Source organism: Alteromonas antoniana, from assembly GCF_019249295.1.
In the GTDB taxonomy this organism is placed as follows: Bacteria; Pseudomonadota; Gammaproteobacteria; order Enterobacterales; family Alteromonadaceae; genus Alteromonas; species Alteromonas antoniana.
The window spans coordinates 1-17,560 of record NZ_JAESDH010000021.1 but is presented as its reverse complement, the minus strand read 5'-3'; the positions used below and the strand labels follow the sequence as shown (position 1 = coordinate 17,560).

Genomic DNA, 17,560 nt, shown 5'->3' with positions numbered 1-17,560 from the left:
GCTGAGGATAATTCCATGACCCTTTTACCCGATCCCGTTTTATCGTTTTACCAATTGATGGTGTGGCTGCACATAGGCGTAGGCAGTATTGCGCTTATCTTGTTTTGGGTGCCACTGCGCTTTGCCAAAGGCAGCCCGGCACATAAACGCAGCGGGCGTTATTATGCGAACTGCATGTATTTTGTTGCCGGTAACGGCTTGCTGCTTGCCGTCCTGGTATTAAGTGATCCCATGTATTTTAAAGCTTCTCTGTACCTTCCTGATAGTAATGAAGAGGCGGTGACATCTGCTATCCGTCAGTTCTGGTCTTTTTTGCTCTTTTTATGCTTTTTAGTGCTGACCAACGTCAATCACGCAATGGCAGTTCTGCGTGTCAAAAACAACATCACGAAAATGCGCAGCATCAGATACCTTGCTTTCCCTGGTATGCTGTTTATCAGTTCTGTCTGGGTGCTTTACATGGGCATTAAAGATACACACATGCTGTTTTTAGCATTTTCCGCTATTGGCCTGTTATCGTCTGTCGATACCATTCGTTACTGCCTGCGCACGTCTGTTACCCGCAACGACTGGATGGCTGCTCATATTGGTAATATCTGCGGCTCCGGCATTGGTGTTTATACCGCGTTTTTTGCGTTCGGCGGTCGCAGCTTGTTTTCCGACTTCGGGCAATGGCAACTCGTTTTCTGGATAGCGCCGGCAATCATTGGTACATTTCTGATTTCAAAAAGCATAAAGCGATACACAACACCAAGCAGCACTACCACTGCTATGCATTAATGCATTCAGATTCCCTTAAGCTGTGGCACGTCGTTAGTGCCACAGCCTCCCCTTCGGCAAATAAAGGCAAGAGAGTCACCTTCAGGCAGAGCAGCCTGCTTTTCGGGATCAGCGGCAGCATTGCAGTAAGACTTAAGAAGATAAAGTCAGCCTGAATTTAAGTTGCTGATATCGCGCGCTCCTGCCCCCCAATCAAACTATTTCTTCAGATTGCCGTACTATCACTATGGGTTTTTCTTTTATCGGCTTGCGCATGCGAAAACCATCTTCACGAGAGAGGATTTAAGCATGGCAAAAAAGCGCAATTTTATAGAGAATCAGGCAAATACGAGCTATGCAAAAAGTCGTAGCGACATTCTGACTTTGTCAGCAAATCAGAAGGCAACAGATGTCGACATCATTTACTCAACATGCTTTCCACACCAGCTTTAAAGAGAGAGAAAGGTTCTCTCTTTATCCTATCTCACGTCAGCAAAGTATTCTCATTACGCGCATAACATTTGAAAAAATCACCCACCCGCTTTCACTTTCAATTCAATTTCGTAGAAAAAGGCAAGAACAAAAAAGGATCGGGCATGCAATAAGTTCAGGCTGCTTTATTCTAAATACCATAGCTAACAGGGCGTTAATCGCCCAAAACAGTAAACGAGGATAATTTATGAAGACGGTAGGATACGCTGCGCATTCGTCAGACGCACACATGGTTCCTTATCACTTTGAACGCCGGGAATTGCGTGACAACGATGTTGCCATCGAAATTCTATACAGTGGTGTATGCCACTCAGACCTTCATACTGTTAACGGTGACTGGGGCGAACAGCCTTACCCACTGGTACCTGGCCACGAAATTGTGGGCAGGGTGATGGATGTGGGTCCGGACGTAAAAAATTACAAAGTCGGGCAACATGTTGCCGTAGGTTGTATGGTCGACAGTTGTCAGGAATGTGACCAGTGTCACAACCACGAAGAGCAATTCTGTCGCAACGGCATGACACCGACTTATGGCGCGCCGGATCGCAATAGTGGGGAAACCACCCAGGGCGGCTACTCTAAGCACATTATTGTTCGCGAAGAGTTTGTCCTGAATGTACCTGAAAAGCTTGATCTTCCACGTGTTGCTCCCATTCTGTGTGCAGGGATCACCACGTTTTCACCGCTTCGACACTGGAATGTCAAACAAGGCAGCCGCGTTGGCGTGATTGGGCTTGGCGGTCTGGGCCACATGGGCGTGAAACTCGCAGTAGCTATGGGTGCAGAAGTGACGGTACTGAGTCGCTCTGACAAAAAATCTCAGGAAGCTAAAAATCTCGGTGCCAAGGGAGTCCTGGTATCCACTGACGAAGAGGCGATGAAAGAAGCGGCAGGCTCATTTGATGTCATTCTGGATACCGTGCCGGTAAAACATGACATTAATATTTATACACCGCTGTTAGACGTAAATGGCTCGCTGGTCATTGTTGGTCAGATAGGTCCTCTTGAAGAGCCGGTCACTGCACCACTGGTATTGGGACGCCGCAGTGTTGCAGGTTCCCTGATTGGCGGCATTAAGGAAACACAGGAAGTGCTGGATTTTTGTGCCGAACATGATATTCACCCTGAGTGCAAAATGATCCGCCCTGATGAAGTCAATGACGCATTTGCCCATCTGGCTGAAGGTGATGTTGCACACCGCTTCGTGATGGATATGTCAACACTGAGCGTTGATGAGTAAAGCTTACGTCGATTGTAAAGACGTGTACGCCTGTCGCTGTGTTTAGTGGCGACAGGCGTCTTCATGAGGCGTCACGGTAACCTTATTGTGAACTCGTTGCGACTTCAGGCAGGTTATGCCACACATGACATGCTTTGTATCAGCCGATGACCTCATTACACGTTTTCACACTACCGGGAACCTGTGACGCAATCCGGATTACATGTTTCACCCGTTCATCACGCCTCACGTGCCCTCTCATACCGCAATATCACCACCTGTTAAAAGCAAAAATACGGTAAACTTTAAAATCTACCGCCTGATATCCGTAACCTTTACCGACCTAATGAGGTGTCTCCCGCAATGACCAATGTAGTTGACTTTCGTGGCCCAAATGAACGTGATATCTCGCCTGCAGAGAATGATTTGCGAGAACTCACGCGGTTACTGGCGAAGTATGCACCGCACGACGGCGGGTTTGATCTGGCTGAGTGCCCTCTTCATGTCGTGCGCTCCTCGGTTATGTTTACCGAACAAATGTACACACTGTCACAACCTAGCATCTGTATCGTGCCGCAAGGCGCTAAGCACGTAACGCTGGCGCAGGACAGTTTCGAGTACGATCAGAAAAGAATGGTGGTGTATGCGGCAGAAGTTCCTATTCATGTGAGGGTGACGAGAGCTTCTGTTGAAAAGCCGTATTATTGTCTGGTGATCCCGATAAACCCGAAGGCCCTTAACCGTCTTGTATTAAAAGTCTTTCCCAATGGGGTGCCAAGATGCGAGAAAACCCGTGCGATTTACGTTGGTGAATCCAACGCCAGACTGGTCAATGCTGCCCGGCGTATGATGGAGATTATCGAACAGCAGGAAGATATCGACCTGCTGGTACCTCATGTTATTGATGAAATTCTGCTACGCCTGTTACGTAGTCCGGTAGGCCCCGCTGTTGCACAAATTGGCATTGCGGACTCAAAGATTGAAAAAATCGCTAACGCGATAAGCTGGATAAAAGCACATTTTGCCGAGACGATAAAAGTAGACGAACTGGCGAAGCGTGCCGGCATGAGCACCTCATCTTTTCACACTCACTTCAAAGAAGTGACGCAGCGTAGTCCGCTACAATTTCAGAAAATCCTGCGATTACAGGAAGCCAGAGAATTACTGCGCGGTAATCTTCTCGATGTTACCAGTGTGGCATTTCAGGTGGGCTACGCCAGCGCCTCACAGTTTAGTCGTGAGTACACAAGAGAGTTCGGGGTGCCGCCTTCCAAAGACTCAGCCTGAAGCAACGGCAACGCATTTGCAGGAATAACAACCACGTATTCAGGTTAAACAGCCAGATACCCGCCCGTATGCATACCCGTTGCACCTATTACTGATGTGGAACACAACGCGTCGCATGAGGATAAAAAAACCACCTATCTGGATAGGTGGTTCAGGTTGGAAAAGCCAGAACAAGGGATTAACTTATCCGGCTGGCTGTTGCGTTGTTCGCATGCAAACTCACACCATTTTTCTCAACAGCGCGGTGGTATTCAGCGACAATAAACGCCAGCATCCGATAGCGCCAAGAAGCCCGACGACCGCTGCTCCCACCACAGGTGCAATGATCCAGTATTCAACGTGCAGACTGGCCTCCATCTGGAAAACCTGGGTTTGTAACATGAATAAACTGAATTCATTAGCGAGCGCCGCCATAAAGCCCGCTACCACACCAATAATGAGAAACTCCAGCACCACACTCATCCGTATCAGGCTGCCTTTCGCCCCAAGCGTTCGAAGAATGGCTAACTCTTCCTGCCGCTCGTCCATGCTTGCCTGTACCTGTGCGATTAACACCAGAGAGCCTGCTGCCAGCACCAGAATCAAAATGAATTCCACAGCCAGCGATACCTGGTCCACAATGTCTCGCAATTGATTGATCCGCGCGTCGACGTCAAACAATGTGACCGACGAAAACGGTTGCAATAACATGGTCAACTCAGACTTACGCTCGGTGTCCAGGTAAAAACTAGTGATGTAAGTGGGCATAAAGGCCTGCATTGCCGCCGGGTCAATGACGAAGAAAAAGTTTGGCTGCATGGTTTGCCAGTTGACTTCCCGTAAACTGGTTACCTGCGTATTCACCACCTCGCTGCCAATATTGAAAGTCAGGATATCGCCCAGCTCAATCTCCAGCCGATCCGCGACTTCCGACTCTACGGACACCGGGAAAACCCCTTCAGGCAAGCTTACCGTGGTATCACCATGCCATTGTCCTGCCACAATTCGGTTTTCATTTTGTAGCGTATTACTCCAGGTCAGATTGGCTTCACGGCCCAGCCCGTCCCGTCCTTCGCGAGGGGCGTCCTCATCCTCTTTGGTCACTTCCGTATTAACACGTTCCTCGTTTACCGCTACGAAGCGTCCACGAACCACGGGATAAAACTCATCGACCTCCACATTGTTATCTTCGAAATGTGAAGACAGCGCGTCTTTCTGCGCCTGAGTAATATTAATCAGGAAGTAGTTTGGCGTACCTTCGGGAAGCTGCGCCCGCCACTGTGCCACCATATCGTTTCGCATGACCAATACGACGAGAAGCAACATAATCGTAACCGAGAAACTAATTAGCTGCACACTGTTATCCATCGCGCGACGACGAATACGTGCCCACGCCAGTTGCCATGCTCCCATACTGCCGCTTCCGAGCTTTCTACCCAAAAGGATCAGGCCATAGGTCATTACCAGAAGGCCCGCTACCAGAGCAATACCGGACGCAAACAAAATGGCGCTGATTTTTAAATCCTGACTGTACGCCCACATCAACAGGAATATCGCACTTCCGGCTGCGCCAAATTGCAGGGTGCGGCTGCTCATATTGGAATCGATATCACGGCGCAGTACCCGCAGTGGCGGAACTGAAAACAGGCGCAGTAACGGATATAACGAAAACAGCAACGCACAAATAGCGCCGGTAAACACCGCGATAATCACAGGCCGCCAGTGCCAGACTGACAGCGTGACGTCAACCTGATCAGCCAGCGCCCATACCACCACCTGCTGTATAATCAGCCCCATGATGATACCCAGTACAATGCCCAGAACCGCGATAAACAGGATCTGCAGAACATAAATTTTGCGGATCATGGGGCCTGACGCCCCCAGCGTTTTCATAATAGCGACAGGGTCAAAATGACGCTGAGAATAACGTTGTGCAGCGACGGCGATAGACACTGCCGCAAGAATAATCGCGAGCAAACTGGCTAGCAGAAAATAGCGCTCAGCACTGGCGACAGACCGCCCTACCGGCGAATCATCGTCCGATATAGCACGCCAGCTGTGAATTTCATCGTCCATTTTCGGGCGAAGCCAGTCGTAATAAGCGGCTAGATCCGATTCATTTCCAGTGAAATAACTGACATAGTTCACCCGGCTGCCGGGGCCAGTGACGTTGGTGGATGCCAGGTCTTCCATTCGCATCAGTACGATGGGATCGGTGTTAAAAATACTGAATCCGGCATCAGGAATTTCGGACAACACACCGGAAATGGTTAAGGTAGCATCGCCGATGTACACACTATCGCCCACCTCGACGTTGAGTGTCTGAAACAGCCTGGAATCCAGCCAGGCTTCTCCGGGCTGTGGCAGTGCCTCTGTCACGGACTCATTGCCGAAAGGCGCATCGGCAATGGTAATTTCACCTTTCAATGGGTAGCTGGCATCTACGGCGCGCAAATCTACCAGCGACATCTGCTCTTCACCAAACGCCATCGAACGGGTACTTACCCGCGTCGCTGTCTGCAAATTGTAATTTTGCGCTTCGTTTATCCAGCTCTCGTCTACCGGATTTCGTGACCGGAACTGAGAATCAGCAGCAAGGAAACTGGCAGATCGTTCCTGAAGCGCTCCTTGGAGCCGTTCACTGAACAGCGACAGCGATAACACCGCCCCCACCGAGAGAACAATGGCGAGCAGGATAATGGTGAGCTCACCACGTCTCGCCTCATGCCGGAAAAGACGCCATGCCAGACTGAATACGGTCGACATCAACCCGCCTCCCGTTCCAGTGATGAGGCGTCAGCGGCTGGCTCTGACAGCGCGCCACCCTGCATCACTAACTGACGCTGACATTTTTTCGCTAACTCATTGTCGTGCGTTACCAGTACCAGTGTCGTTCCCACGTTCTTGTTTAGCGCAAATAATAAATCTTCAATTTTATGGCTGTTGGCTTCATCCAGATTTCCGGTTGGCTCATCAGCAAACAGGATTTTAGGCTCGCCGATGAACGCCCGGGCAATGGCCACACGCTGCTGCTCACCGCCTGATAACTGATTCGGATAGTGATGCGCACGATGGGCCAGCCCCACATCATCAATAATTTTAAGCGCACGCTTTTTGGCATCTTTCATTCCGGCAATTTCTGCAGGTAACATGATATTTTCCAACGCTGTCAGGCTTTGCACCAGCATAAAGCTTTGAAATATAAAACCGACCTTAGCACCCCGAAGCTGTGCGCGGTCTTCTTCGTCCATGGAATGCAGCGGCTCGTTGTCCAGATAGATTTCACCATCGGTGACCTGATCCAGGCCGGCCAGTAAACTTAACAGCGTCGACTTTCCGGAGCCCGACGCACCCACAATAGCAATAGACTCACCGTCCTTGACTTCAAAAGAAATTGGCTGAAGGATCTGCAACTGGCCTTCACTCGTAGTTACGGTTTTGGTTATTTGTTTAGTTGTAATCATAAAGGAGTCGATACTCTCGTGTTTGTTTTCCAACGTCATCGCTACATCCTTGCTGCTTTTATTTTCCTATTAATACCTTGGGCATCCTATTCAGATCAGCCCGCAGCAACGTCTTCAGATGAAGAATTAGTAACATACCGTTTATTGATTGTAGGTGACAGCCTAAGCGCTGCTTATGGGTTAAAGCAACATCAGGGCTGGGTCAGTTTGTTACAAAATACGTGGCGCAGCGACAACGTTCCGATTGACGTGATAAATGCTGCGATAAGCGGAGAGACGACTGATGGCGCGCTGGCGCGTCTTCCGCGGCTACTCGAGCAACACAACCCCAGTCATGTATTGATTGAACTGGGTGGTAATGACGGCTTACAAGGACACCCTGTGGGCAAGATGAAAGCGAATCTGTCGAAGATGATAACCATGGCTGAAAATGCGGGTGCAACGGTATTACTACAGGATATGCAAATTCCCACCAATTACGGCAAACGTTACACGCAAATGTTCACTGACGCTTTTGAAAATGTTGCTGAACAACATGATGTTCCGCTATTACCCTTTTTCCTGGAAAAGATTGCGCTGAAAGCGGAACTGATGCAGCGCGATGGCATTCACCCGAACGCCGAGGCGCAGCCTCAAATTGCTGAACTCATGAATGAACGTCTGCGACCGCTGATTATTTCAACAGAACCGTTGATTTCTGAGTAAGCTTTCCTACACTTAACAGACCGTTTTCTGGAGGAGCATTATGGACGTATCTGGCAGTAATCCGTTGCCGGCGGCGGCAACGCAGCAGGCCGTGGCAGAGACACGCTCTGAACCGCGCGCCACACAACAATCAGCAACGCTGAGTTCGCCGTCTGAAAACTCGGCGACATCTTCGGTATCTTCTTCCACGCAGGCACCGGATCCAAACGCACGTGTGGGTGGACGCGTAGATACCTATGCGTAACCCAATAAAACAGAGTGAATAGAAAGCCGGCAATCAGCCGGCTTTCTTATTTATGAGAGTAAGTAAAACCAACGTCTTGCGCCTGGCAACGTCATCGCTAACGGTACCGGGTTGCTCCCTGCGCTCTTTAGCCTGCGCTTACCTTCTATTAACTCGCCGTTGCGGCTTGTATAACAGCCATTTTTTGACGATGGCGTCCGGCATGTCATGAGGTAGCGTCGGATGGTGTGGAATAGCTTTGGATGGCTCAGGATTGCTTAGCAAAGCGCTGAAAATAAAAACGCCACGCAGAATGCGTGGCGTTTTAAATCAGAGTCAATCGCTTACGGGCGCACAAAGTGGGTAGGTGTCTTACCCTCATCTTCCTGCACAGCCAGATAGCGATCACGAAGTCGGGTCTGACGCGACTCCATCTCGATAGCTTCACCGTTCACGAAGACCTGTTCAGCGACCTGCGTAACTTCCAGTGGATCCCCACTCCAGATCACCACGTCGGCACGCTTCCCTGAGGCCAGTGAACCAAGCATGTCATCCACTCCCAGGATAGCTGCAGGGGCACGGGTCAGACTGGCTAAACCGCCCTCGTAGCTAAGGCCGTTTGCAACCGCATTACCGGCATGCTGGGTAGCAAGCCGGATATTGTGGGTGTCCATGCCAACCGCCACGGTCACACCTGCCGCTTCCAGACGAGCTGCGTTTGCCAGGGTTGCGCCCATCTGATCAAAGCCGCCAGGCAGGTTATATTCCGGGTCAAGAATAACCGGAATATCTGCCGCCGCCAGCTCGTCGGCTACGCGCCAGGCTTCAACACCGTGCATCAGAACCACATCAATATTGCTGTGACGCTTTTTAAACGCGATTATCTGGCGGATGTCAGACGCGCGATCAGCTTCCATCAATAATGGCATATCACCATTTAACACTGCCTTTAATGCGTTCACATCCGCAGGCGTATTCAGGCCGTGCCATTCCTGCGATGGTGAAACCTTGCCAGAAACCGACGCGGCTTCTTCAAGAACATTCTCCAGCATTACCCATAATGCAGCGCGAGTCCCGCCGGCTTCGTGCGCACCGTCAGCACCCACATTAACCACCATAAACGCACGTGGCTTTAATAACGGCGCATCACCATCGAGCGTGATCACCGCACCCTGTCCGTGAAACAGATTGTCAGTATAGGTAATTGATGTCGCCGCTGAGGTCATGCCCTCAATGCGGGTAATGCCCATCAGGGAAGAGTCCGGATTCACAGCATACGACACATCTAATGCCGCACCGGTACGGGTGATGGGGGATGCTTCTGTGGACGCGTCGACCACGCCGGCAGAAGAGGAAACTTCCACCAGACCCAGTGAAGTCATAGAGCCTACCAATCCGGGCGTGACTACTTTCCCTTTCGCATCAACAACAGTATATCCTTCAGGGGCACTGGCACCCTTGATAACACGGTCAACTTTACCGTCTGTCATCAGTACCGTGCCTTCCTCCAAAGTCCCCTGCTCTGCCATCGTAAACACTTTTCCGCCTACAATAGCCACTTTTTCTGCCAGTGCTGAAGACGACAGCAGGCTGGCTGCAATAAGACATGCTAACTTTTTCATTTCGCGTCTCCTTCACCTACCTGACCTAACTCAAAATCACTGACCGGCCAGCTGGATTTGTCTTCCAGCGAATAAGCCAGTCCACCGTCTATGTAGACCCGTTCCGCTTTGGTGTAGGTAGAGAAAGGATTGCCGTTCCATAAAACCAGATCGGCTTGCTTGCCAGCTTCCAGCGAACCGGTTTTATCAAACACGCCCAGCGACTTCGCCGGATTGGCTGACAGCCACTGCCAGGCGTCGGCCATAGAAATATCAATTCCTGCGCGCTTCCCGTCTGACCAGGCTTTTGCGGCTTCCTGATTGAGGCGTTGGATCCCTAAGTCACTGTCGGAATGCACGATAGCACAGGCCCCGGCATTGTGAACGGCCGGAATGTTTTCGCGTATACCGTCATAAGCTTCCATTTTAAAGCCCCACCAGTCTGCCCACATAGCCGAACACACGTTATTTTCTTTTAGCTTGTCAGCAATCTTGTAAGACTCAACTGCGTGATGGAAAGTCCCTATCTGATAATCGAACTCTTTCATCACGTCCATCATCACGGTCATTTCGTCCGCGCGGTAACAGTGCATGTGAACGCGAATATCGCCGCTCAATACGCCTGCCAGCGTCTCCATCTGAAGATCGCGCTTAGGTGCTTTCGGATTATCTCCGGCTTCGTACTCTTTCTCGTAGCGTTCCCATTTACGCATATAATCCTGAGCATCAGACCATGCCTGACGATAGCCTGCAACGTTACCCATGCGGGTAGACGGACCGCCCTTTTCACCATAAACCCGCTTCGGGTTTTCACCACAGGCCATTTTCAGACCATAAGGGGCATCTGGCATCTTCATGTCTTGCATGGTACGGTCTGGTACGTTTTTCAGCACAACAGAGCGGCCACCAAACAAGTTGGCAGAGCCCGGCAGCACTTGTAGCGTGGTGACACCGCCTGCCAGAGCACGTCCAAAGCCCGGATCCTGAGGCCAGACCGAATGCTCCGCCCAGACTTCAGCGGTAACCGGATTGGTAATTTCGTTGCCATCGCTGTGTGAATGCGTGGATGGCGAAGGATACACACCTAAGTGGCTGTGGTTATCTATGATTCCGGGCGTTACCCACTTACCGGCGCCATCTATAACAGTGGCACCTTCAGGCACGTCCAGGCTTTCACCGACAGCCACGATTTTGCCGTCAGCGAAATGGACCATGCCGTTTTTGATTTCGTTACCAACCCCGTCAAGTACCGTGACGTTGGTGATAAACGTTGATTCACCCGGTATGGGGGTGTAAGTGCTTGGATAAGGGTTGGGATCGATTGAGACCTTAGCATCCTGTTCCTGCTTTTCTTCCTTACTGGTACCACAACCAGTTAAAGCGACAGAGAACAGACACGCCAACGCCAGCGATAAACGCGAAGTTGAGTGTTTCATGGATTTACCGTTACGTTAGTTATAATTATAAAACCGAGGATATCGGTCAGGCGAAAAGTCTTTGTATCTTTTCTTCATCCAACGTAGCGAAAAACTCTTCACCTCACAAGTTTATGTGAGGTTAAGCAACATGGTTCTGCGAGGATTGGCGGGCTAGCACGTCGACAATTTCCTGTGCGCCGGTCAGTCGTCGTATATCGTTAAACAGCAGTGCGGCCTCCGGGTACTGCTTACGCAGATAGCCACACCATTGTTTGATGCGATTCGGATAATAGCGGCCTTTATCGCCGTATATTTCATAGCCGGAATACTGTATCAGCAAGTCTGCTACCTCTGACCACGGCATCGGCGGCTCGCCGTAACGAATACAGCGGGCCAGATTTGGCAGCGCCAGTGCACCACGGCCAATCATCAAATCCTGGCAGGCTGATTGTGTCTTGCAGCGCTGTGCATCGTCTTCACTCCAGATCTCACCATTGGCGATCACCGGAATCACGGTATGCTCGCGGATTTTGGCAATGTATTCCCAGTAAGCAGGAGGCCGATAGCCTTCGGTTTTAGTACGCGCATGCACAACCAGTTCAGAAGCGCCGGCATCAGCAATGGCGCAGGCATTTTCCACCGCTTTGGTTTTATCCTCAAACCCAAGACGAATTTTGGCACTGACCGGAATATCGTCCGGAACGGCCTCTCGCACGGCTTTGACAATCGCATAAAGGGTGTCGGTTTCTTTCAGCAATACCGCGCCGCCCTTACTTTTATTTACCGTTTTTGCCGGGCAACCAAAATTAAGATCAATTCCCGGTGAACCCAATTCCACAGCCGTGACCGCATTTTCTGCAAGCCACTGTGGGTGTTGCCCCAATAACTGCACACGCACGGGAACCCCGGCCGGCGTATTACCACCATTGTGAAGCTCAGGGCACAAGCGGTAAAAGGTTTTCTTTGGCAGCTTCTGCTCAACCACCCGCACAAACTCAGTAACGCAACGATCAAACCCGCCTACGCGAGTAAGCATGTCGCGCATCAGGTGATCAACGACACCTTCCATAGGTGCCAGCATTATATTGCTCATGAGAGTGTATATCCGAAGTCAGGTGTGCCGAAAAAGGCGCGCAAGTTTAGCAAAATCGACGCCTCGCACCAACTATTTCAGGTCGTGATCTGTACCACTGCGATTGAGGATAACACGCGGCTGGCCGGCTTTTCTCGCGGCACATTCTGCTAATACCTGCTGGCGCATTGCTGCAGAATACGCGGTCCATTTGAGAATGTTATCCAGCGTTCGGAAACAACCCATGCAGACATCATCCTGATTCAGGCAGCACTGCCTGATGCACGGAGAGTCATTAGCTGCGCTCATGTTGCCCTGATGAATGCAGCGAGGCGTCGGCCAAAATTGGAGAAGACATTACCGTTTTCATTTCCCACCATAAACAGACGTACACGCCGTAAGTTGAAGCCAACCACTGAAAAAACTCGCTTTCTGACGCGCAGCGATAGGTCACAAATTGTTGCGCGTTTCCATTATAGATTAACGCATTCACGTCAAACATAGGGGCCTCCTTTTAAGAAGGCTCCAATATACATTTAGACGTCTATACTTTCAAACGTCTAAACCGCCACGGGTCATTTTTTTGCGACTAACGGTGTTTAGAAATGTGCACACACATAATCAATTGCCGCAGTGACCGCAGCGACCTGAGCATCATTACAGTTCTCTGGCGTTGCATTTTCACTGTCAGGATACACTTCCGTAGTCGACACATAAGCGGCACCGGTCATGCCACCGCAAAGATGAAGAGACGACTTGTCATAGCAAATCACGCCTTCACTTTGCACATCCGCACCAATTATTTTCCCATTTTCATCGGGTGGCGCGATATGTGTTATTTCTTTCACTTTATCAATAATCGCTTTCTGAAATGCCATGGCGGGTTTAGGCGTATCCGCGACCAGATAAAACCCATCAGGAATGTTCCAGTTGTCATGAGTAACACCGTCTCTGGCAGCTAGCGCAGGACGGAATTCGGAATTGTCGGTGTCTGTGGTTTCGTGAAGATCGATATGCATGTCGAATGTCACCCCCAGTGATGCGACGAATGCCATCAGCAGTGCAGACTCCGGAGCTTCTGAATCTTCATGAAACGAACGGTTCGGATCCATAGCCATAGGATTCCAGCGATTGATCGTTTCATACCCCCATGGACTCACGCACGGCACAACAATCACATTGGCCTTATCTTCGTACGCTGATAACGTCTCATTGATAAATTTCAGTGCACCCTGGACCCCACTGGTTTCGTAGCCATGTACGCCTCCGGTAACCAGTACATTGGGCACATTGTCCAGCATCGTATCCGGAACAACCGCATTCAAAGGATAGCGTGATTCGTTATAGGGCAGTGCGCCATATTGCTGCAGTGAATAACCAGAAGGGACATTGAGCAGCTTTGCAAGCACTTCCTCTTTGTAGCTGCGGACTATACTCTGCTGGGCTTTCCACTGCGCTTTTTCCTCTTCGCCCCAGGGCGTTCCCGGCGTTCCAATCGCATATTCTGACATTTGTGCCCTCCTAAAAAATGATTATAGGTAAAGGCGTAAGTCTACCATGTATAGAAACATGGGTAATCAACCCGCCCGCGCAATAAGGCGTACAGCAGAGCTGACACGTCGGGTGACAAAAATGAAAGCCGGAGTGAAAAGTCCGTGCTATGGTAAATTCCTGTTTCACCTATGGCTATCGTTATGGCGCCTCACAACATCACATTAGCAATTGGCTTATTCACTGCCTGTTTGATGCCGCCAGCGGCTCTCGCATCAGATGTTACCTACGTCAGTCTGTCCTATGATGACGCCCTGCCCAGCCAGCTTACCCATGCGGTTCCAGCGTTAGACAGTTTTGGATTCAACGCGTCGTTTTATCTGGTTCCCACTAACCCTGGCTACCTGAACTACGAGAAAGAATGGGCAACTGTTGCCGCCAACGGCCATGAGCTCGGAAATCACAGCTATACGCACCCATGCCGGAGTAGCCTGCCCGGACGAAGCTGGGTAGACAAAGACAATGATCTTGATTCGATTTCCGCAGAGGCAATGAAACAGCAGATCATGCAGACTAATGCAGCGCTAACCGGGCTAGATGGTCAGAAAAACCGGACCTACACCATCCCCTGCGGCGATATTCTGGCAGCCGGGGAAGACTATTTGCCTCTTATTCGCGACCACGTGCTTGCTATCAAAGGACGCACACTATCTTCTGAAGAGGAGGTGATAGTCGCCCCCTCAGAAGTAAGCGCAGAAGCGTTAATTTCGCTGATAACACAACAGCCGGATGACGTGAGAATCATAAACGTTATATTTCATGGCGTCGGTGGAGACTACCTTGCAGTCAGTAACAAAGCACATGTCGCACTACTGGAATTTCTTGCTGCTAACCGTGAGGATTACGTTGTCGACACATATAAGAATATTGTTGAAGCGCTTAACACCAGCGATGCGGTAGCGTCCTACTAACGGGCCGTGCTAAAGCACGTTCTGTCTGGCTCCCCGCCAGACAGTCGACCCCGTCATGAGTAAGCGCAGTGTAAAAGTAAGTTATGAGGTCTGAATAAAGGGCTTCTCATCCCGGCGGGGCAAAAAAAAGACCAGCAAAAGCTGGTCTTTGTTTTTGGCGTCCCCTAGGGGATTCGAACCCCTGTTACCGCCGTGAAAGGGCGGTGTCCTAGGCCTCTAGACGAAGGGGACAGAAATTTTGATTAGCGAAGCGTTGCTTCGCTAAATTTCTGTAAGGCGAGGTGAGCCGGCGAACCGAGCGACCTTATCCTGCCAGAAACTTCTGTCCGAAGGTATTTCAACCTCCAGCCTATTTCACAGTATTAACCGACTGTGACGCGATATGTATGGCGTCCCCTAGGGGATTCGAACCCCTGTTACCGCCGTGAAAGGGCGGTGTCCTAGGCCTCTAGACGAAGGGGACTGAAAATTTTCCTTCGAAAGCTACGCTTTCGAAGTTTTCAGTAAGGCGAACTGAGCTCCTCAACGTGAGCAACCTGTTTCTTACTGATTTTTCAAGTCCTGAAGCAAGCAACGATAAGATGCCTTTGCTTCGGGCCTATCTCACAGCCAAAACTATGAGAAGAAATCTTGGTGGAGCCAGGCGGGATCGAACCGCCGACCTCTTGCATGCCATGCAAGCGCTCTCCCAGCTGAGCTATGGCCCCGTGGTCACGTTTCACATTTAATGTGACTGTTCCGTGACAGCGGGGCGCATTCTAGGCAGGGGGCGTTTTCATGTCAACGGTTTTTTTATGAATTTTCTCTGTTTGCTATAAAAGTAAGCGCTTTGTCTATTCTCTCGCCGACTTTGTCTTTTGACAGTAAATTCAGGGTCACATCCAGTGAGGGTGAGTTACCGCTTCCCGTTGCCGCTACACGCAGCGGCATGCCTACTTTCCCCATTCCTATTTCAAGTTCTTCAGCTGTTGCATTAATAGCTGCCTGAATAGATTCTGGCTCCCAGGTTTCCAGCCCCATCAACTTCTCTTTTACGTTCTCAAGTGGCGCTTTCGCCACGGGTCGAAGATGCTTTTTCGCGGCTTTCTCGTCGAACTCTTCAAAATCCTGATAAAAGTAGGTGCTAATTTCAGCCAGCTCTTTTAACGTTTTCACTCTGTCAGCCTGAATCGCGATAACAGACTCAAGATCCGGCCCTGATGTCAGCGACACGTCCTGGTGTTCAAAATGCCATTTAGCATGTAGTGCAACTTCACTGGCAGGCAGCGTCTTAATATAGTGCTGATTCAACCAGATGAGCTTTTCGGTATTAAACGCTGATGCTGACTGTCCAATAGCATCTACGCTGAACAAGGAAATCATTTCGTCAACCGAGAAGATTTCCTGATCGCCATGAGACCAACCTAAACGAACCAGATAATTAATCAGTGCCTGTGGCAGGAAGCCGTCATCACGGTACTGCATCACGCTGACTGCGCCATGACGTTTGGACAACTTCTTGCCGTCATCACCCAGAATCATCGACACATGCGCATATTCCGGGATAGGCGCGCCAAGGGCTTTTAAGATGTTAATTTGACGTGGGGTATTATTAATATGGTCTTCACCACGCACCACATGCGTAATGCCCATATCCCAGTCATCTACGACCACACAGAAATTGTACGTCGGCGTACCGTCTGTACGTTGAATTACCAAGTCGTCCATTTCGCTATTGCTGATTTCAATTTTTCCGCGAACGTGATCCTCAAACACCACCTTGCCTTCCTGTGGGTTTTTAAACCGGATAACAAAAGGCTGACCTTCAGGGTGATCGGTTCTGTCACGCCAGGTTCCTGGGTAACGAGGTTTTTCTCCCTTCGCTTTTTGTTCTTCACGGATGGCATCCAGCTCTTCTGACGACATGAAGCACTTGTAGGCCTGACCATTATCCAGAAGTTGCTGAATCAGCTCTTTATATCTGTCGAACCGATCGGTTTGATAAATCGGGCCGGTATCCCAGTTAAGTCCCAACCATTGCATACCGTCCAAGATAGCCTGCTTGGCTTCCTCGGTAGAACGTTCTATATCTGTATCTTCGATGCGAAGAACAAACTGACCGCCCTGACGTTTTGCAAGCAGCCATGAATAAAGTGCGGTACGTGCTCCACCTACGTGTAGATAACCGGTAGGGCTTGGCGCAAATCTGGTAACAACCGACATGATAACTCTCTGTTATTAATGATTCGAAAAATTGCGCGCATTCTACCAGTGTATCGCCCGGCAAAAAAGCGCGTTCATCTTTCCAGCGTGCGACTCGTACAATCTCGCACAATATAGTGTGGCAAGTCGGGTAAATGAACAAAAAGCAGGCCGGTGGCTGCTTTTCATGCAAACGACACATTTTCTCAAATTTTGTAGTTGACAGTGACGGCGGCGACTCTATAATACCGCCCCACTTGCAAAGCACAGCTAGCAAGTAACACAAGATGGACGCTTAGCTCAGTTGGGAGAGCATCGCCCTTACAAGGCGAGGGTCACTGGTTCAAGCCCAGTAGCGTCCACCACTCTTTTTGAGTGAGGTGGCGAGGGTCACTGGTTCAATAACTTCGTTACGAGCCACAGCAGACGTCCACAACTCTTTTTTGAGTGAGGTGGCGAGGGTCACTGGTTCAATAACTTCGTTGCGAGCCACAGCAGACGTCCACAACTCTTTTTTGAGTGAGGTGGCGAGGGTCACTGGTTCAACAACTTCGTTGCGAGCCACAGCAGACGTCCACCACTTTTAAAAAGATAGCTAAATCTTGTGTAGCATGAATATATGGACGCTTAGCTCAGTTGGGAGAGCATCGCCCTTACAAGGCGAGGGTCACTGGTTCAAGCCCAGTAGCGTCCACCAC

Annotated in this window: 16 protein-coding genes and 5 tRNA genes; 8 read left to right on the top strand and 13 right to left on the bottom strand. The window is 50.1% G+C overall.

What is annotated here, in order from left to right; all coding sequences use genetic code 11:
- Positions 1 to 15 precede the first annotated feature (15 nt).
- The 3 genes from JKP77_RS16495 to JKP77_RS16485 all read left to right on the top strand — a co-directional run bounded on the left by JKP77_RS16495 (position 16) and on the right by JKP77_RS16485 (position 3,757).
- Positions 16 to 780, top strand: a complete 765-nt coding sequence (locus JKP77_RS16495) for a hypothetical protein (RefSeq protein WP_218312260.1) — start codon at positions 16 to 18, stop codon at positions 778 to 780.
- A 658-nt stretch (positions 781 to 1,438) separates the two neighbouring features.
- Positions 1,439 to 2,491 carry an NAD(P)-dependent alcohol dehydrogenase gene (locus JKP77_RS16490; RefSeq protein ID WP_218312259.1) on the top strand — a complete coding sequence of 351 codons (1,053 nt, stop codon included), beginning with the start codon at positions 1,439 to 1,441 and terminating at the stop codon, positions 2,489 to 2,491.
- A gap of 342 nt (positions 2,492 to 2,833) precedes the next feature.
- Complete coding sequence (locus tag JKP77_RS16485; protein WP_218312258.1) at positions 2,834 to 3,757, top strand: AraC family transcriptional regulator; 924 nt, start codon at positions 2,834 to 2,836, stop codon at positions 3,755 to 3,757.
- 219 nt (positions 3,758 to 3,976) lie between these two features.
- Here JKP77_RS16485 and JKP77_RS16480 read toward each other — a convergent pair whose 3' ends face one another.
- Both JKP77_RS16480 and JKP77_RS16475 read right to left on the bottom strand, forming a co-directional pair.
- Entirely contained in the window at positions 3,977 to 6,502 is a 2,526-nt protein-coding gene (locus tag JKP77_RS16480; protein WP_218312257.1) for an ABC transporter permease, read from the bottom strand.
- Entirely contained in the window at positions 6,502 to 7,200 is a 699-nt protein-coding gene (locus JKP77_RS16475; protein ID WP_218312335.1) for an ABC transporter ATP-binding protein, read from the bottom strand. The genes JKP77_RS16480 and JKP77_RS16475 overlap by 1 nt, the downstream gene beginning before the upstream one ends.
- Before the next feature lie 18 nt (positions 7,201 to 7,218).
- Here JKP77_RS16475 and JKP77_RS16470 point away from each other — a divergent pair, with 18 nt between their 5' ends.
- Together JKP77_RS16470 and JKP77_RS16465 are read left to right on the top strand one after the other, a co-directional pair.
- A complete protein-coding gene (locus JKP77_RS16470; RefSeq protein ID WP_218312256.1) occupies positions 7,219 to 7,905 on the top strand; it encodes an arylesterase in 687 nt (228 codons plus the stop codon).
- A gap of 40 nt (positions 7,906 to 7,945) precedes the next feature.
- Positions 7,946 to 8,149 (top strand): hypothetical protein, encoded by a 204-nt coding sequence (locus tag JKP77_RS16465; protein ID WP_218312255.1) that lies wholly within the window; start codon positions 7,946 to 7,948, stop codon positions 8,147 to 8,149.
- A 323-nt stretch (positions 8,150 to 8,472) separates the two neighbouring features.
- Here JKP77_RS16465 and JKP77_RS16460 read toward each other — a convergent pair whose 3' ends face one another.
- The 6 genes from JKP77_RS16460 to JKP77_RS16435 form a co-directional block, all read right to left on the bottom strand.
- Positions 8,473 to 9,750 (bottom strand): amidohydrolase family protein, encoded by a 1,278-nt coding sequence (locus JKP77_RS16460; RefSeq protein WP_218312254.1) that lies wholly within the window; start codon positions 9,748 to 9,750, stop codon positions 8,473 to 8,475.
- The gene (locus JKP77_RS16455; RefSeq protein ID WP_218312253.1) at positions 9,747 to 11,165 is read right to left on the bottom strand and encodes an amidohydrolase; all 1,419 of its coding nucleotides are present in this window, start codon (positions 11,163 to 11,165) and stop codon (positions 9,747 to 9,749) included. The genes JKP77_RS16460 and JKP77_RS16455 overlap by 4 nt, the downstream gene beginning before the upstream one ends.
- Positions 11,166 to 11,286: 121 nt before the next feature.
- Positions 11,287 to 12,240 carry a tRNA dihydrouridine(16) synthase DusC gene (gene dusC / locus JKP77_RS16450; protein WP_246601243.1) on the bottom strand — a complete coding sequence of 318 codons (954 nt, stop codon included), beginning with the start codon at positions 12,238 to 12,240 and terminating at the stop codon, positions 11,287 to 11,289.
- Between the two features lie 72 nt (positions 12,241 to 12,312).
- The gene (locus tag JKP77_RS16445) at positions 12,313 to 12,528 is read right to left on the bottom strand and encodes a DUF1289 domain-containing protein (protein ID WP_218312252.1); all 216 of its coding nucleotides are present in this window, start codon (positions 12,526 to 12,528) and stop codon (positions 12,313 to 12,315) included.
- On the bottom strand, positions 12,515 to 12,721 hold the full coding sequence (locus JKP77_RS16440) for a hypothetical protein (RefSeq protein ID WP_218312251.1): 207 nt from the start codon (positions 12,719 to 12,721) through the stop codon (positions 12,515 to 12,517). Before JKP77_RS16440 ends, JKP77_RS16445 begins: the two co-directional genes overlap by 14 nt.
- Positions 12,722 to 12,818: 97 nt before the next feature.
- Positions 12,819 to 13,730 carry a M14 family metallopeptidase gene (locus JKP77_RS16435; protein WP_218312250.1) on the bottom strand — a complete coding sequence of 304 codons (912 nt, stop codon included), beginning with the start codon at positions 13,728 to 13,730 and terminating at the stop codon, positions 12,819 to 12,821.
- 183 nt (positions 13,731 to 13,913) lie between these two features.
- Here JKP77_RS16435 and JKP77_RS16430 point away from each other — a divergent pair, with 183 nt between their 5' ends.
- Positions 13,914 to 14,681: a polysaccharide deacetylase family protein gene (locus tag JKP77_RS16430; RefSeq protein ID WP_218312249.1), complete on the top strand. Its 768-nt coding sequence runs from the start codon at positions 13,914 to 13,916 to the stop codon at positions 14,679 to 14,681.
- Positions 14,682 to 14,836: 155 nt separating this feature from the next.
- Here the strand turns inward: JKP77_RS16430 and JKP77_RS16425 are convergent.
- The 4 genes from JKP77_RS16425 to gltX form a co-directional block, all read right to left on the bottom strand.
- Positions 14,837 to 14,912 (bottom strand) — tRNA-Glu (locus JKP77_RS16425).
- Between the two features lie 156 nt (positions 14,913 to 15,068).
- Positions 15,069 to 15,144, bottom strand: a tRNA-Glu gene (locus JKP77_RS16420).
- A gap of 168 nt (positions 15,145 to 15,312) precedes the next feature.
- Positions 15,313 to 15,388: transfer RNA gene (locus tag JKP77_RS16415), tRNA-Ala, on the bottom strand.
- An 85-nt stretch (positions 15,389 to 15,473) separates the two neighbouring features.
- Positions 15,474 to 16,883: a glutamate--tRNA ligase gene (gltX, locus tag JKP77_RS16410; protein WP_218312248.1), complete on the bottom strand. Its 1,410-nt coding sequence runs from the start codon at positions 16,881 to 16,883 to the stop codon at positions 15,474 to 15,476.
- Between the two features lie 268 nt (positions 16,884 to 17,151).
- Between gltX and JKP77_RS16405 the strand changes: the two genes are divergently transcribed.
- Positions 17,152 to 17,227, top strand: a tRNA-Val gene (locus tag JKP77_RS16405).
- Here JKP77_RS16405 and JKP77_RS16400 read toward each other — a convergent pair.
- Positions 17,206 to 17,427: a hypothetical protein gene (locus JKP77_RS16400; protein ID WP_218312247.1), complete on the bottom strand. Its 222-nt coding sequence runs from the start codon at positions 17,425 to 17,427 to the stop codon at positions 17,206 to 17,208. The genes JKP77_RS16405 and JKP77_RS16400 overlap by 22 nt on opposite strands.
- Before the next feature lie 56 nt (positions 17,428 to 17,483).
- On the opposite strand from JKP77_RS16400, the gene JKP77_RS16395 reads away from it, so the two are divergent.
- Positions 17,484 to 17,559: transfer RNA gene (locus JKP77_RS16395), tRNA-Val, on the top strand.
- Position 17,560: the final 1 nt, after the last annotated feature.

What these genes read in the sequence shown, in the direction of transcription:
- JKP77_RS16495 (WP_218312260.1), top strand. Translation starts at nt 16, where the DNA reads ATGACCCTTTTACCCGATCCCGTTTTATCGTTTTACCAATTGATGGTG.
- JKP77_RS16490 (WP_218312259.1), top strand. Translation starts at nt 1,439, where the DNA reads ATGAAGACGGTAGGATACGCTGCGCATTCGTCAGACGCACACATGGTT.
- JKP77_RS16485 (WP_218312258.1), top strand. Translation starts at nt 2,834, where the DNA reads ATGACCAATGTAGTTGACTTTCGTGGCCCAAATGAACGTGATATCTCG.
- JKP77_RS16480 (WP_218312257.1), bottom strand. Translation starts at nt 6,502, where the DNA reads ATGTCGACCGTATTCAGTCTGGCATGGCGTCTTTTCCGGCATGAGGCG.
- JKP77_RS16475 (WP_218312335.1), bottom strand. Translation starts at nt 7,200, where the DNA reads ATGATTACAACTAAACAAATAACCAAAACCGTAACTACGAGTGAAGGC.
- JKP77_RS16465 (WP_218312255.1), top strand. Translation starts at nt 7,946, where the DNA reads ATGGACGTATCTGGCAGTAATCCGTTGCCGGCGGCGGCAACGCAGCAG.
- JKP77_RS16460 (WP_218312254.1), bottom strand. Translation starts at nt 9,750, where the DNA reads ATGAAAAAGTTAGCATGTCTTATTGCAGCCAGCCTGCTGTCGTCTTCA.
- JKP77_RS16455 (WP_218312253.1), bottom strand. Translation starts at nt 11,165, where the DNA reads ATGAAACACTCAACTTCGCGTTTATCGCTGGCGTTGGCGTGTCTGTTC.
- dusC (WP_246601243.1), bottom strand. Translation starts at nt 12,240, where the DNA reads ATGAGCAATATAATGCTGGCACCTATGGAAGGTGTCGTTGATCACCTG.
- JKP77_RS16445 (WP_218312252.1), bottom strand. Translation starts at nt 12,528, where the DNA reads ATGAGCGCAGCTAATGACTCTCCGTGCATCAGGCAGTGCTGCCTGAAT.
- JKP77_RS16440 (WP_218312251.1), bottom strand. Translation starts at nt 12,721, where the DNA reads ATGTTTGACGTGAATGCGTTAATCTATAATGGAAACGCGCAACAATTT.
- JKP77_RS16435 (WP_218312250.1), bottom strand. Translation starts at nt 13,730, where the DNA reads ATGTCAGAATATGCGATTGGAACGCCGGGAACGCCCTGGGGCGAAGAG.
- JKP77_RS16430 (WP_218312249.1), top strand. Translation starts at nt 13,914, where the DNA reads ATGGCGCCTCACAACATCACATTAGCAATTGGCTTATTCACTGCCTGT.
- gltX (WP_218312248.1), bottom strand. Translation starts at nt 16,883, where the DNA reads ATGTCGGTTGTTACCAGATTTGCGCCAAGCCCTACCGGTTATCTACAC.